This window comes from Algoriphagus sp. (assembly GCF_024642405.1).
In the GTDB taxonomy this organism is placed as follows: Bacteria; Bacteroidota; Bacteroidia; order Cytophagales; family Cyclobacteriaceae; genus Algoriphagus.
On the sequence record NZ_JAHEBC010000101.1, the window covers coordinates 1 to 12,759 of the forward strand.

At 36.1% G+C, this 12,759-nt stretch carries 13 protein-coding genes and 1 pseudogene; 6 read left to right on the forward strand and 8 right to left on the reverse strand.

Going from position 1 to position 12,759, the window contains the following annotated elements; genetic code table 11:
* Nucleotides 1-506: pseudogene (locus Q0L68_RS09645) on the reverse strand (hypothetical protein); the annotation flags it as partial.
* 230 nt (nucleotides 507-736) lie between these two features.
* Here Q0L68_RS09645 and Q0L68_RS09650 point away from each other — a divergent pair.
* Entirely contained in the window at nucleotides 737-1,846 is a 1,110-nt protein-coding gene (locus tag Q0L68_RS09650; RefSeq protein WP_296702225.1) for a Na/Pi symporter, read from the forward strand.
* Here the strand turns inward: Q0L68_RS09650 and deoC are convergent.
* Together deoC and Q0L68_RS09660 are read right to left on the reverse strand one after the other, a co-directional pair.
* Nucleotides 1,843-2,508 carry a deoxyribose-phosphate aldolase gene (deoC, locus tag Q0L68_RS09655; RefSeq protein ID WP_296702228.1) on the reverse strand — a complete coding sequence of 222 codons (666 nt, stop codon included), beginning with the start codon at nucleotides 2,506-2,508 and terminating at the stop codon, nucleotides 1,843-1,845. The two genes, Q0L68_RS09650 and deoC, sit on opposite strands and share 4 nt — an antisense overlap.
* Nucleotides 2,509-2,515: 7 nt before the next feature.
* Entirely contained in the window at nucleotides 2,516-3,724 is a 1,209-nt protein-coding gene (locus Q0L68_RS09660; protein ID WP_296702230.1) for an NAD(P)-dependent oxidoreductase, read from the reverse strand.
* Between the two features lie 32 nt (nucleotides 3,725-3,756).
* Here Q0L68_RS09660 and Q0L68_RS09665 point away from each other — a divergent pair, with 32 nt between their 5' ends.
* Complete coding sequence (locus Q0L68_RS09665) at nucleotides 3,757-4,347, forward strand: isoprenylcysteine carboxylmethyltransferase family protein (RefSeq protein WP_296702231.1); 591 nt, start codon at nucleotides 3,757-3,759, stop codon at nucleotides 4,345-4,347.
* A 10-nt stretch (nucleotides 4,348-4,357) separates the two neighbouring features.
* Here the strand turns inward: Q0L68_RS09665 and Q0L68_RS09670 are convergent, their stop codons facing one another.
* From Q0L68_RS09670 to Q0L68_RS09685, 4 genes are read right to left on the reverse strand one after another with little or no spacing between them, the layout of a single operon-like run.
* Nucleotides 4,358-4,906 (reverse strand): FKBP-type peptidyl-prolyl cis-trans isomerase, encoded by a 549-nt coding sequence (locus tag Q0L68_RS09670; RefSeq protein WP_296702234.1) that lies wholly within the window; start codon nucleotides 4,904-4,906, stop codon nucleotides 4,358-4,360.
* A gap of 6 nt (nucleotides 4,907-4,912) precedes the next feature.
* The gene (locus Q0L68_RS09675) at nucleotides 4,913-5,464 is read right to left on the reverse strand and encodes an FKBP-type peptidyl-prolyl cis-trans isomerase (RefSeq protein ID WP_296702270.1); all 552 of its coding nucleotides are present in this window, start codon (nucleotides 5,462-5,464) and stop codon (nucleotides 4,913-4,915) included.
* A gap of 43 nt (nucleotides 5,465-5,507) precedes the next feature.
* Complete coding sequence (locus tag Q0L68_RS09680) at nucleotides 5,508-6,434, reverse strand: FKBP-type peptidyl-prolyl cis-trans isomerase (RefSeq protein ID WP_296702272.1); 927 nt, start codon at nucleotides 6,432-6,434, stop codon at nucleotides 5,508-5,510.
* Nucleotides 6,435-6,478: 44 nt separating this feature from the next.
* Nucleotides 6,479-7,513: a bifunctional oligoribonuclease/PAP phosphatase NrnA gene (locus tag Q0L68_RS09685; RefSeq protein WP_296702274.1), complete on the reverse strand. Its 1,035-nt coding sequence runs from the start codon at nucleotides 7,511-7,513 to the stop codon at nucleotides 6,479-6,481.
* 188 nt (nucleotides 7,514-7,701) lie between these two features.
* Between Q0L68_RS09685 and Q0L68_RS09690 the strand changes: the two genes are divergently transcribed.
* Nucleotides 7,702-8,124: a nucleoside-diphosphate kinase gene (locus Q0L68_RS09690; protein WP_296702277.1), complete on the forward strand. Its 423-nt coding sequence runs from the start codon at nucleotides 7,702-7,704 to the stop codon at nucleotides 8,122-8,124.
* 122 nt (nucleotides 8,125-8,246) lie between these two features.
* Here the strand turns inward: Q0L68_RS09690 and Q0L68_RS09695 are convergent, their stop codons facing one another.
* Nucleotides 8,247-9,230: a phytanoyl-CoA dioxygenase family protein gene (locus Q0L68_RS09695; protein ID WP_296702279.1), complete on the reverse strand. Its 984-nt coding sequence runs from the start codon at nucleotides 9,228-9,230 to the stop codon at nucleotides 8,247-8,249.
* 141 nt (nucleotides 9,231-9,371) lie between these two features.
* Between Q0L68_RS09695 and Q0L68_RS09700 the strand changes: the two genes are divergently transcribed.
* The 3 genes from Q0L68_RS09700 to Q0L68_RS09710 all read left to right on the forward strand — a co-directional run bounded on the left by Q0L68_RS09700 (nucleotide 9,372) and on the right by Q0L68_RS09710 (nucleotide 12,446).
* Nucleotides 9,372-10,211 (forward strand): AraC family transcriptional regulator, encoded by an 840-nt coding sequence (locus Q0L68_RS09700; RefSeq protein ID WP_296702282.1) that lies wholly within the window; start codon nucleotides 9,372-9,374, stop codon nucleotides 10,209-10,211.
* Nucleotides 10,212-10,417: 206 nt separating this feature from the next.
* Nucleotides 10,418-11,170 carry a hypothetical protein gene (locus tag Q0L68_RS09705; RefSeq protein ID WP_296702284.1) on the forward strand — a complete coding sequence of 251 codons (753 nt, stop codon included), beginning with the start codon at nucleotides 10,418-10,420 and terminating at the stop codon, nucleotides 11,168-11,170.
* Between the two features lie 166 nt (nucleotides 11,171-11,336).
* Nucleotides 11,337-12,446: a serine hydrolase gene (locus Q0L68_RS09710; protein WP_296702288.1), complete on the forward strand. Its 1,110-nt coding sequence runs from the start codon at nucleotides 11,337-11,339 to the stop codon at nucleotides 12,444-12,446.
* Nucleotides 12,447-12,759 lie beyond the last annotated feature (313 nt).

Consider the following 12,759-nt stretch of genomic DNA (forward strand, 5'->3'; position numbering starts at 1 on the left):
ATGGTTCCAGCACTATACGTAAACACGTTGAGCAATAAGAAAGTCGTAGAAACAGGCATTCTCATCCTTGTCATGATCAACAAGACTATGGGAGCCGCCAATTGTAAGAAAACAAAGCTTTCCGGAGCTTTATCAAGTCCTTTAGTAGTTAGCCTTTCATAACTTACATCTCCTCCATAAGTAAACCAACTGTATGTTACTGTTCCAACAAATATCAATCCCATGAAAAGCCAAAGCCAATACCACTTCTTTTCCTGATTTGATGCAATAAAAGTACCGATAGTCTGAATACTATCGTTTGCTATGGCTGAATAAGCAGCCAAAGCAAATCCAAACCACATGGCCGCATAGTTATAGGGAAGTATTAGCCCAGCGATAGAAATTAAAATACAAATCCCAACTAAAAATTGTTTTTCTTTCTTGGCAAAATCAAATAAAGAGTAGGCTGTTTTACTTAATTTTTCCTGATTAATATTTTGGTCGAGATTTTTTTTAGCCTTGGCCATTTTTTTATAGGGTATTTGGCTGCAAAATTAATGAAGTTAAGTTTCCAACCATGTTAAGAAATTGTTAAGTAAGAACAAATTCTTTTTTATTACCTTCAGAATGCCTTGTAATTCGCAAAAAAATTTCAAATTTTGCGAATTATTTTAATGAAAATTTTGATTTTCTTTATCATCAGGCTCTGAAAGAAAGAAAAGTTTTATAGAAGGGGCGGCTAAATAATATGCCTGGAATGGAATTATATGATCAAGAAAAACCTGTAGCAAACAAAACCAAAAGCTTTATTTTAATGCTTTTGGCAATCATAATATTCATTTTTTCAATAGATCTACTGACAGTTGCTATGGGGCAACTTAATAATTCCGTAGCGTCTGAAATCCTAACAGCCACAAAAAATCCATTTGTAAGCCTTTTCATAGGTTTATTGATGACCGCTTTGATTCAAAGTAGTTCAACTGTGACTTCAAGTATTGTTGCGATAGTGGCAGCTGGGAATATGACCTTAGAACAAGCGGTACCGATGGTGATGGGAGCGAATATTGGCACTACTTTAACTTCTACTTTGGTTTCATTTTCCTATATCATGAAGAAAAACCAATTTAGAAGAGCTATTTCTGCAGGAATCCTTCATGATATATTTAATATCATCACCGTTTTTATATTGCTTCCTTTGGAATATTATTTTCGGTTCCTTTCCAATTTAGCACATAAAATTGCGTCTCTTTTTGTCACAAATGAAAGCTTTAGCGGATCCTTTGATTATAATAAGGTATTCACACGGCCTTTGACAGAATGGATTTCCGATACAATTCAGATTCCATTTGTTACATTGGTTTTAGCTATTTTTCTGGTATTTGCCGCCATCAAATTGCTTTCTTCTTCTGTTTATAAAGCTTTTGTAATAGATAGTTTTCAGGATATCAATAATTTCATTTTTAAGAAGACCTATTTGGCTTTCATTTATGGTATGTTCTTTACAGCAGCAGTACAATCCAGCACGGTAACAACTTCCCTCGTAGTGCCATTGGTAGCAAATAAAAAAGTTTCCCTAAAAAAATCCTTCCCTTTTATTATTGGCGCTAACATAGGAACTACGATAACTGCTGCAATCGCAGCATTCTATAGAACTGAAGCAGCAATCGCCTTGGCAATTGTCCATTTTTTAATAAATTTCTTTGGAGCATTAATTTTTCTCCCTTTTCCTGCTATTCGTAGTCTACCTATAAAATTGGCTTCTTATATGGGAAGGAAAACAGTGAAAACAAGATTTATCGGATTTGCTTACATTCTGTTGACTTTCTTTATCATTCCTTTTTTATTGATCTACTTCAGCAATAGCTAAGAAAATCTCTTCCTCCAAGCGTCCATCAGCTGTTTGGCTCCACTAGTTCCAATCCGATCCGCTCCAGCTTGGATTAGCTCTATGGCGAAGTCCAAAGTTTTGATCCCTCCGGATGCTTTTATTCCAACATGTGATGATAAAATAGTACGCATAGAAAGGATATCTTCTATAGATGCACCCCTAGTTGCAAAGCCTGTGGATGTTTTCACAAAGTCTGCTCCAGCATCTTGACAAATTAAACAAGCCTCCTTTATTTGAGATTCATTCAGATTTGCGGTTTCTATGATTACTTTTAAAACCCTTTCTTCTTCATGACAGATTTTGGCAATCTGAGCTATTTCAATTTTAGGCCAATTCATACCAGAATGAAAAGCTGTTTGAGACCAGACCAAATCCAACTCATCCGCCCCTTGTTTGATCGCTTCTTTTGTTTCAAAAACTTTTGATGCTGTATCCGAATATCCGAGAGGAAATCCAATTACAGTTACCAGTTGGATATCCTCATCCTTAATTTCCCTTTTTACCTTTTTCAACCAAAACGGCGGGACACATACTCCTACAAATTGTTCTTGTATTGCATCTTTTACAAGTTGATCCACCTCTTGACCTGTCATGGTCGAACGAAGTAAGGTTGATTCTAAAAATCTATGAAAATTCTTCATATCACTTTCAAGACTCTGAATTTACAAAGTCAGTCAAATACATAAATTCTAAGGTCAAATCCCCATCCCTTGCTATAGTGGCACCTTCCAAAATGGGTGAAACGTCTTTTGTCAATTCAGGAATAACCCATTTGATCAACTGATTCCCAAAATCCAAACTTGATTCTCTTGGCAATTCACAAGGGAGGTTATCTATTGCCATAACCGAAATGCTGGTTTGACTTCCGAAAGGATCTATTGCCTCACCAGTATTGCGATCAACATCGAAAACAGGTTCTAAGATATTTGATGTTTTAACCGTAGTAGGAACAGATCCGTCAATGTCACAGGAAATATCAGCAATTACAGATAGGGCAAAATCGGCATTATTTATATCCTTTAGCTCAAAAAGCCGAGGTGCCTCCGGATCCCAATAATGTGCAGAAATCAAAATTTCACCTTCTTCTGCGAATTTTAAAAAGTGACTTTCATACTTTTCTGGGAAGTCGTAAAATTCCATTTTATCAAAACCCCCATCAGATTTCCTTCTATAAAAATCTGAAGAATGTAATACCACATAAACCGACTCATCAAAATAATGATGCAAAAAATCGTGCGTGGAAACTTCTTTTATTTCAAGTGCATTAAGAATTTCTATCGCTCCCTTTCCAACCCTTCCTGATCCAGTAACAATTATTTTTATTGGGGGTAACTGTACGTTTTTTAGCTCTGCTTCCAATTCTTTTTTATCATAGCATTGGTAAGCCCTTTTAATATCAAATAACCCGGTTTTTTTTCCATAAGTCCACAGGGCATTATAGGCTCCTACTATTCCTGCCCATCTTCCAAAAGCAACCACCCGATTGCCGTTTTCATCTTTTAAAACTTCATAGTCCAAAAGTCTTATATTCCTCTCTAAAACTGTTTTTAAGAGCGGTCTATTATATTTTTGTTTTTTGATGGTATGAGAAAAAAAGAAATATGTTTTATCCGGGATTAGATGATCCACCGGAACTTCCTTGACTCCAAAAATCACGTCACAATCCTCTAAGTTATCCACTATTTCAACACCTGCGTTTTCATATTCCAAATTAGAATAACTTCGATCTGAACTGGATTGAACTTTAAATGAAAGTTTCCCATCATATTCAGCATGAATTTGCTTGATTTGGAGGGGAACAAATGGGGTTCGCCTATCAGGTGGATTTTTTCCTTCGCGGATAATTCCGATTTTCATAAAAATAAGGTTATCGGGTAATCAAATTATAAATGGGCTATTTACTATTAATTTTAAGCTGGAGTATCTTTTATTTCACGCACAGTTTTTTAGCTTCTGCCAAGTTAAAAAGAATATTAAAAGGGCGAATGAAAGATGGCTTTAAATGGTATCGCTTTTCTTATACTATTTTCTCCTCGCTGTTTTTTTTGGTTATAATGGTTCAATCCATCCTAATTCCTCCTAACAGGTTTTTGCCCCAGACAACACTGATGACCTATTTGGGATATATGATTGCGGCATTTGGTACGATCATTTTAGTAAAATCTACCAAACAAATTCAAATGAAAGAATTTTTAGGATTAGAAAAAGCCGAAGAATCCCCAAAATTGATTCAGACTGGTCTTTATGCCAGAGTCAGACATCCACTTTACTTAGGATTATTAATGATTTTTTTGGGCTATGTTTTAGTTTCGGCTCAATATACAGCTCTTATCCACTTTCTTTGCCTAATCCTATACTTACCATTTGGTATTTACTTTGAAGAAAAAAATTTGATAGGTCTGTTTGGAGAAAAGTACAAAGAATACCAAAAACAGGTCCCTACGCTTTTTCCACGATGGGGTAAAAAAAAGAGGGCTTAAGCCCTCTCATTTAGTCTATTCCTCGAAAATATATATCGAAAATCAGTACTGAATTTGCAGGAATCCTACTGTTGTTTTCAGCATCCCTATAAGCATAAGGAGATGGAATAATTATCCTAGCTTTAGTTTTTGGTCTAATTCGCCTAAATGCTATATCCCAACCTGTAATAACATTACCTGCTCCCACCACAAACTTAAACAGGGAGTAAGACGCCCCTTCCACGAAAATATCATTCTCTCTCGCGATTAATTCATTATTCGTATCGAATACTTTCCCAGTCTCCATTAAAGATCCAGTATAATCCGTGTATGCAATATTTCCTCCTGTAGGTCTAGATCCCTCACCTTCTTCCTGAACAATAATAATCACCCCACTTGGATCATGAATTCTATATAAGCTGTCAACTTGTGCTGTATCCAAATATGAAGCAATCTTAACACTATCTATTGCTAGATTTCCCTCTACATCATAGGCTGGGCCCGTATTAAAAGGATTATTTGGCTCACAACTTAAGAGAGCGAAGAAAAGTATTACTAAAGCGGGAACGAGTTTTTTCATTTTCAATTATTCAGTTGGACCAGCAACAACTTCGATCAGATCCATTTCGAAAATTAAGGGTGAATTAGCAGGAATTTCTCCGTTAGGGTTTCTTCCATATCCTGAACCAGAAGGAATGAAAATAGTAGCCTTATCTCCTTGCTCCATTTGAGCAACACCATATTCAAAGCCGAAAATCAAGGCTCCAAGACCAATTCTAAATCTTAAAGGGATATATTCTCTACCTGAGGAATAAATATTATTATCCCGGGCTACTGATTCTATAGAAGAATCGAATACTTTATTACTCAATAATTTTCCTGTATAATCTACACGTAAAGTATCTCCTAATTCAACAGGAATTCCACTTCCGGAAACCTCTTGCCAAATAATTCGGATTCCGTAGGTTGGATCATTATATTCCTTAACATTTGTCAAAGAACTATTTTGGATATAGTCTTCAATTGCAGCAACATCCCGGGCATATACAGCCTCAGCAGATTCCTCTTTATTGATGCAGGAAGCAAAAGATGCAACTCCTGCTATTAATGCAATTAGTGAATACAGTTTAATTTTCATTGAGTTGGTATAGTTTAAATATTTGTTCTAAATCTTAGCGGACTTATTTCTGAACATCCATTACCTCTACGTCAAAAACCAAAATTGCGTTTGGTCCTATCATACCTCCAGCTCCATTTTCTCCATAAGCTAAGGGAGAAGGAATCAAAAATTTACCTTTTGACCCGTTTTTCAATAATAACAATCCTTCATCCCAACCTGGAATAACCTGCCCCATCCCTACGTTCACTGGAAGTGGTTCATAAGGTCTGTTTGGGTTATATAAATTGTTTTCTTTTGCTAAATCTTCGATAGAGGTATCGAATAAAGTACCATCCAATAAATAACCAGCGTAGTTTACATACATCGTGGTACCTGGTGTGATTGGATCACCTGATCCCTCCTCTTCAATTACATAATAAAGTCCACTCTCAGTCTTATTCGCATTCAAACCCTTTTCCGCAACATAAGCTTCAATAGTTTTAGCTTCTTCTACTATTAGCTCTTTAGCTCCTTCTCTTCTCTTGAGCTCCTCTGCTTCCATTGTTTGGTTGAAAAATGTCTCAATTCCAGCCTGATCCATAATTTCAAATGCTCCAAGACGAACTTTTACAACATCTGCTTCTTCCAAAAAAGGAGGGAAATTTTCTCCAAAAATAATTTTTGCGGTAGACTCGAATGCGATGCTATCCCCTTTGCGAAGGTTCAGGAAAATCTCATCCATACCGTTGGTGGCAGGAATAGAGTCGTTTGCCTGCAAATAACCTGGAAATGGTTGAGTGGCTGTTGAGTAAATCACAGAATCATTACCTGTCGTAATTTCAAGATTGTACAATAAGAAATCTCCATTAGGAGCTTTTTCACTTCCTTCTTTGACAAAGGTATATTCAATCCCGTCTTTTTCTGTTACTTTTTTCTTTTGACAGGAAGAGATGATGGAAACGCCCAACATCAACACGATGATAGCCAATAGGCTTTTGTTATTTTTCATAAAGAATTTTGAATTTTCAACAATTAAGTAGGTGATTATTAGCTTTAGCTAGCTCCTACAGTCTCTTCCGGGAAAAGTGACTCTTGACATTCTTCAACCAAAGATTCGAATTTCTCAACAGTTTCTTTTAATCCCAAATTGGACTTTCCTCCTGATGCGTTTTTATGCCCTCCACCATTAAAGTATGTCGCTGCAAATTTATTTACCGCAACTTCACTGGATGATCTAAATGAGATCTTGATGCCATCTTCACGCTCAGAAAACAGAGCAGCTAATTTTATGCCGTCCAAAGATAAAGCATAATTGACCAAACCTTCAGTATCTCCTGTCCTGCTTTGATATTTTTTAAGATCTTTTTTGCTAATGGCGAAGTAGGCTGTGTGTAAATCTTCTCTCACCACTAACCTTCGACTAATCGCAAAACCAATAAATTTAAGTCTATTGACAGAATTTGAATCATAAATCCAATTTGCGATCTGAGAGCTGTTTGCTCCTAGATCTAATAATTCAGCAACAACCAAATGTACGTTTTTGGTCGTATTAGGATGCCTGAATCCACCCGTATCAGTCATAATGCCAGCATAAAGGCACTCTGCTATATCTTTATCAATCAAAGATTTATCTCCAAGTTTTTCGATCAACTCAAAGACAAGCTCGCAAGTAGCGGCAGCTTTAGTGCTGGAATATTCAAAATCAGCAAAATCCTCAGGATCCTGGTGATGATCAATATTAACTACATAAGCATCCGATTCTCGTATCATTTCCCCTAATTCATTGACTCTGTTCAATACAGAGAAATCAAGGCAAAAGATTATATCGGCTTCTTTTAACTTTTTGATTGCAATTTTCTGATCCTCAGGCTTGCTGAAATCAAGAACGTCATCGTTTCCTTTCATCCAATTCAGGAAGGAAGGATAATCAGATGGGGTCACCACACTTACCTCATGTCCTTTTTTGATCAAGTAGTTAGCAAGACCTAAAGAGGAACCCAGTGCATCTGCGTCTGGCTTCACATGAGTGGTAATGAATATTTTTTTGGGGGATGAAATTTCTTTCTTAAATGAGGCTAATGCTTCCATTCTATAAAATTCGCGGCACTATTGGCTCTAAGTAGGGTGCAAAGGTCATTAAATTTTTGACAAATCCCAACTCATGCATTTACCTGAAAATTAACCTTATATGGTATAAATAGTTTAGAATACTCGGAAGATGTATTTAAATACCCTATTTTTGCGCCCGAATTGAACCAATCAAAATAAGATATACCATGGCAGCAAACAAAACATTTACCATGATTAAGCCAGATGCTTTTGAAGCAGGCAACTCAGGAGCAATACTCAAAATGATTGAGGAAGCAGGTTTCAAAATCGTGGCAATGAAGGCTACCCAATTGACACCGGCTATCGCTGGAAAATTCTATGAAGTTCACAAAGAAAGACCTTTCTACGCTGATCTTTGCAAGTATATGTCCTCAGGACCAATCATTGCAGCTATTCTTGAAAAAGAAAATGCAGTGGAAGATTACAGAAATTTAATTGGTGCTACCAACCCTGCAAATGCTGCTGAAGGTACCATCAGAAAGATCTTTGCTAAGTCTATCGAGGCGAATGCAGTACATGGATCTGACTCTGACGAAAATGCTGAGATCGAAGGATCTTTCTTCTTTTCCCAATTTGAAAGAATAGGATAAAATTTATTACCCAATCTATTCTTGGAGCACCTCTCTTGAGGTGCTTTTTTGATTTTAGTCAATTCCTAACTCTCCAAAAAAGAGCAATTTATACATTTTTTCTGCTTTCATAAACCTTCAGGTTACCATTTTTTCAAACCCAATAGTTTTTCTCCTAAATCTGTCAATTCGGCTCGTTCATATTTTGTTTGTTCCCAGTTTCTTGGGTCTCCGGGGAAAGCATAACCTTCCGGAGCAATCCGGTTTTTCCAAGAATTAATTCGCCATTCTCTTAAGGCCTCATCACCTTCTTGAGCAGGCATCATAGAAATATATTGTGCAATTCTGACCTTATCCTCTGACCGATTTGGACGAATCCCATGTGGCTCGGAACTATTAAAAATTAACAAGTCTCCCGCTTCCAAAGGCACTTTAACAATTTTGTCCTCCAGTCCAGTCGTATCAGGCATGAAATGATTTCTATCTTCAGGTTGGGTTAATTTCCAGGTATCATAATTTTTAAACAACCAGGGAATACATTGAAAGCCGCCCATGTTTTCATCGGTTTGATCTGCCAATGCTAAAACTCCTTGCACATTTTGTGGCTTAGTTTCTGGATCATAGTCCCAGTGGATAAAACCTTTATATTCATGTCCTGGACGCATGGGAAAATTCAGATTAGCCCGATCAATGGTAACCCATAATTTTTCTGTTCCCCAAATATCAACGAACGCATCATATACTTTTTTTGTCTGGCGATTATTCCAGAGATGTTGATTATTGTATACCTCTACCATGCCAGTTCCAGTCAATTCTTTCATCTTCATTTCGGCTCGGGGAAGTGTATACCAAGTGTTTTTATCATCCGGATCTTTATCTTCAAAATCCCAAAGAAAGGCAGCCGTCTGTTTCGCTTGTTCACGTGGTACAGCATTTTTAATCACCACATATCCATATTCTCTCCAAAAATTCCATTGCTCCAAAGTCAACACCCCTAGCGTTTCTGCTGTCGCTTCTGTCCTAAGATTTACAGTACTACTTTTTGCTGTAGATGGGTTACCTGGAATATCATGATGTTGATTGTTTGGCTGCATCGTGCCGGTCATTGTGGGGTCTGAATTTTTCATGGTCTCAAATTTTTAATTAGACGTACACACAAAGTCAGAATTTCCTCCGTAGGTAATTTTATTATATTTAACTAAAACTTGTACGATATTGATATTTAGATACTTTAAGTTCAAATAATACTCTAATTTTTGTGAAAAAATATGAAAATTCAGCTTGAAACCATCAGTAGTCCGGATAAGTCATTCAGTATGATGTTCAATCCACGCTTAAGTGACTTATTCTATTGGCACTTTCATCCGGAGTATGAATTGGTCTATATCAAAGCTGCTACTGGAACCCGACATATAGGTGAACACATCTCCACTTATCAAGAGAGTGATTTAGTTTTAATTGGCTCGAATATTCCACATTTGAACTTTGACTATGGAATCAAAACAGACTATCAAAAAGTGGTTGTTCACCTAAAAAAGGAATTTGTTGAAAGTCATTTTCAGGCAATACCTGAATTAAATCCAATCCATAGACTATTTGAAAAGTCAAAGTATGGGTTGGTTTTTAAAAGCGAATCCAAAAATCAGATCGGGGAAAAATTATTTCAATTAGAACACCTGAACTCTTTTCAACAGTACATTCTCTTGCTAGAGGTATTGCAGGAACTTGCTGATAATTCAGCTGTTGAATTATTGCATGAGCAATCTTATCAAAATAAATTTAGCGAGAGGGAACAAGGAAGATTAAGAGCGATCTATGCCTATGTGGACAAAAATTATCATCAAAAAATAGAGCTTAGTGAGATCGCAGAAATCAGCAATATGAGCAAAGAAGCTTTTTGTAGATATTTTAAGAAAGCCAGCAAGTATAGTTTTATCGAATTTTTGAATCGATATCGAATCAGTCAATCCAAGAGGCTTCTAATGTCCGGGAAAACTGTGAGTGACGCCTGTTTTCTTACGGGTTTTGAAAGCCTTTCCTATTTTAATCGCACATTCAAAAAAGTGACAAATGAAAATCCCCGGGACTTTAGGAAGACGTATTTGTAAAAGAAAAAAATTACACATCGTCAATACATTCTGGTAATTATAAGAACTTGAGGATTAGAGCTGAAAAATACTTTCTCAATTTGACATACTTTCAACATAATATTTAAAAGACCTCAAATAATTTTCGATATTAAAGATATAAACGCAGTAGGCAATTTAAACTTGGGTTTTTACAAGTGTTATAGCACATTAAAAAATTGAAACCAATGGAAAGAAGAGAATTTACGAAAGGAATTTTAGCAACGGTAACAAGTTTTGCTTTAATGGACTCTCTTTTTGCATATAATGCCATAGGAAAAAACATTAAACCTCTAACAGACCATTGGGCTATTCAACTGAATGAATTCTGTTCTGATTTAAAAACAGATTCTATATCCACAATTCAATGGCAACAGAAAATTGTAGAGTTATATTCAAAAATTGAACTTGAAGAAATATTAAAGTTCATTGACTTTGAAAACCTATTGAAAGGATTTGAATATCCTGACTTAGGTGTTTCAACAAAACCGGTAAAATTCCCCAAACTTGATGGACTTCCTGAAAAGACTGTATTTATCAAGAAAATTTTTGGGATGAAGAAAGATAGAGCCATAATACCACACGGACATAGCAATATGGCTTCTGCCCATTTAATCCTTGAAGGTGAAATGCACCTAAGACATTACGAGAAAATTCAGCAAGATGGAAAAAACTTGATAATCAAACCCACGATTGACCAAATTTCATTGGTTGGAGAAAGCTCTTCCATTTCTGATGAGAAAGATAATGTCCATTGGTTTATCGCCAATACTGAAACTGCATTTACATTTGACGTTATAATGCTTGACTTAAACGACAAAAGTTACGACATCCATAATCTTGATATTTACGAATCAGAAGACTTGAAAAACGGAACGCTTAAAGTCCCAATTCTGGATGTTCAGACTGCTTTGAAAAAATATGGAAAACAACATCATTAAAAATAAAGCGTGCTACAACAATACCTATACGAATTGCCCTTCGGGACACTGCGCATAGCCGAGAACCGTTATAGCTAAGGCGGTCGGATAAAAAATCACGCCCATGTAAAGCATTCAATGAGAATACAAAACTAAAATCGCTGCCATGCATTTATAATTATTAACAATGAAAAAGTTGATAATATTTTTAGTAGTGCTGTTTTACTCATGCAACTCGGTAGAGCGTGGAATTGAAAAACCAGAGCAACTGAATGACGGAGTTGAGACAGGCACACCCCAAGAGGTAGGAATAGACAAAGAGTTAATTATGCGCATGACAGATTCCATCAATCTTGGAGTCTATCCAAACATCCATAGTGTATTAATTTTCCGAAATAACAAACTAGTTTACGAACATTATTGGTCGGGTTATGATGAGAATAGGGAAACAAATTTCATTGGATTCACCAATCATCATCGGGACAGTCTGCACGATATAAGAAGTATTACAAAAAGTATAATAAGCTCTGCAGTAATGATTGCTCTCTCTCAAGGGAAAATCAAAAGTCTAGACCAAGAAATATTCGATTTTTTTCCTGAATTTTCAGGATATGCAAACGATATAAAACAAAAAATCACTATCCGGCATCTGCTGACAATGAGTGCTGGTCTGGATTGGAACGATAGTTATAATGATTCTATGAAGATGGAATCTGTATCTGATACCTACAAATTAATTTTACGAAAACCTATGGTCGATTCCCCAGGGGAAACATTTGAATATCGGAGCAGCTATACTCAACTACTCAGCAGGATTGTTGAAAAAGCAACTGAAATGGATATTGAGGTATTCACAAAGATAAATTTATTTGAGCCGTTGGGAATAACAAATTATGTGTGGACAAAAGAGAAAAATGGATTGGTAAGTGCTTGGGCAGGTTTACGCATGCGTTCAAGGGATTTATTAAAATTTGGACTTCTCTATTTGAATGATGGTAAATGGAAAGGAAAACAACTAATTCCTGAGTATTTAATCAGAGAGTCAATAAAAACCCAAATCGTTACTGAGCCAAACTATGGTTATGGCTTTCAGTTTTGGACGTTAACTGAAACCTCAAAAAATCAAACCATATCTACCATAGAGGCATCTGGAAATGGGGGACAAAAAATTGAAATAAATAAATCTAAAAATCTAATTGTGATTATTACAGCTGGTAATTATGACAAGGAGAATCTTAATAAATATTCCTATGACTTGTACCTTGACTTCATTATTCCATCTATGATGAAACCTTAAGTAATGAATTGGTAGACAATAAAATTTAAGAGTTGTTTCGTTTGACTGTTCCATCATGACCTAATTCTCAAGGATAGACTGACATGGAGAACAAAGTTGACTCTTAGTAACAACACGACTCTATTATGTATAACAGTCTGACGAAACCGCCCTACCTACAACAAAATGCATAATCAAAGATGGGGTTCAGTGTAAATTTATCGTTTAGTTTTTCAAATTACGGTTGGTTCGTGGGAAAGTGAATCGCTTCGAAGACCTGCCAATGTTTATGCTCATACTTTTACGTCATATAGACTAACCAGCTGTTCAGGTC

Coding starts and splice junctions, on each gene's coding strand:
- Q0L68_RS09695 (WP_296702279.1), bottom strand. CDS start 9,230: ATGAAAAATTCAGACCCCACAATGACCGGCACGATGCAGCCAAACAAT.
- Q0L68_RS09650 (WP_296702225.1), top strand. CDS start 737: ATGGAATTATATGATCAAGAAAAACCTGTAGCAAACAAAACCAAAAGC.
- Q0L68_RS09705 (WP_296702284.1), top strand. CDS start 10,418: ATGGAAAGAAGAGAATTTACGAAAGGAATTTTAGCAACGGTAACAAGT.
- Q0L68_RS09710 (WP_296702288.1), top strand. CDS start 11,337: ATGAAAAAGTTGATAATATTTTTAGTAGTGCTGTTTTACTCATGCAAC.
- Q0L68_RS09670 (WP_296702234.1), bottom strand. CDS start 4,906: ATGAAAAAACTCGTTCCCGCTTTAGTAATACTTTTCTTCGCTCTCTTA.
- deoC (WP_296702228.1), bottom strand. CDS start 2,508: ATGAAGAATTTTCATAGATTTTTAGAATCAACCTTACTTCGTTCGACC.
- Q0L68_RS09685 (WP_296702274.1), bottom strand. CDS start 7,513: ATGGAAGCATTAGCCTCATTTAAGAAAGAAATTTCATCCCCCAAAAAA.
- Q0L68_RS09690 (WP_296702277.1), top strand. CDS start 7,702: ATGGCAGCAAACAAAACATTTACCATGATTAAGCCAGATGCTTTTGAA.
- Q0L68_RS09700 (WP_296702282.1), top strand. CDS start 9,372: ATGAAAATTCAGCTTGAAACCATCAGTAGTCCGGATAAGTCATTCAGT.
- Q0L68_RS09675 (WP_296702270.1), bottom strand. CDS start 5,464: ATGAAAATTAAACTGTATTCACTAATTGCATTAATAGCAGGAGTTGCA.
- Q0L68_RS09665 (WP_296702231.1), top strand. CDS start 3,757: ATGGGCTATTTACTATTAATTTTAAGCTGGAGTATCTTTTATTTCACG.
- Q0L68_RS09680 (WP_296702272.1), bottom strand. CDS start 6,434: ATGAAAAATAACAAAAGCCTATTGGCTATCATCGTGTTGATGTTGGGC.
- Q0L68_RS09660 (WP_296702230.1), bottom strand. CDS start 3,724: ATGAAAATCGGAATTATCCGCGAAGGAAAAAATCCACCTGATAGGCGA.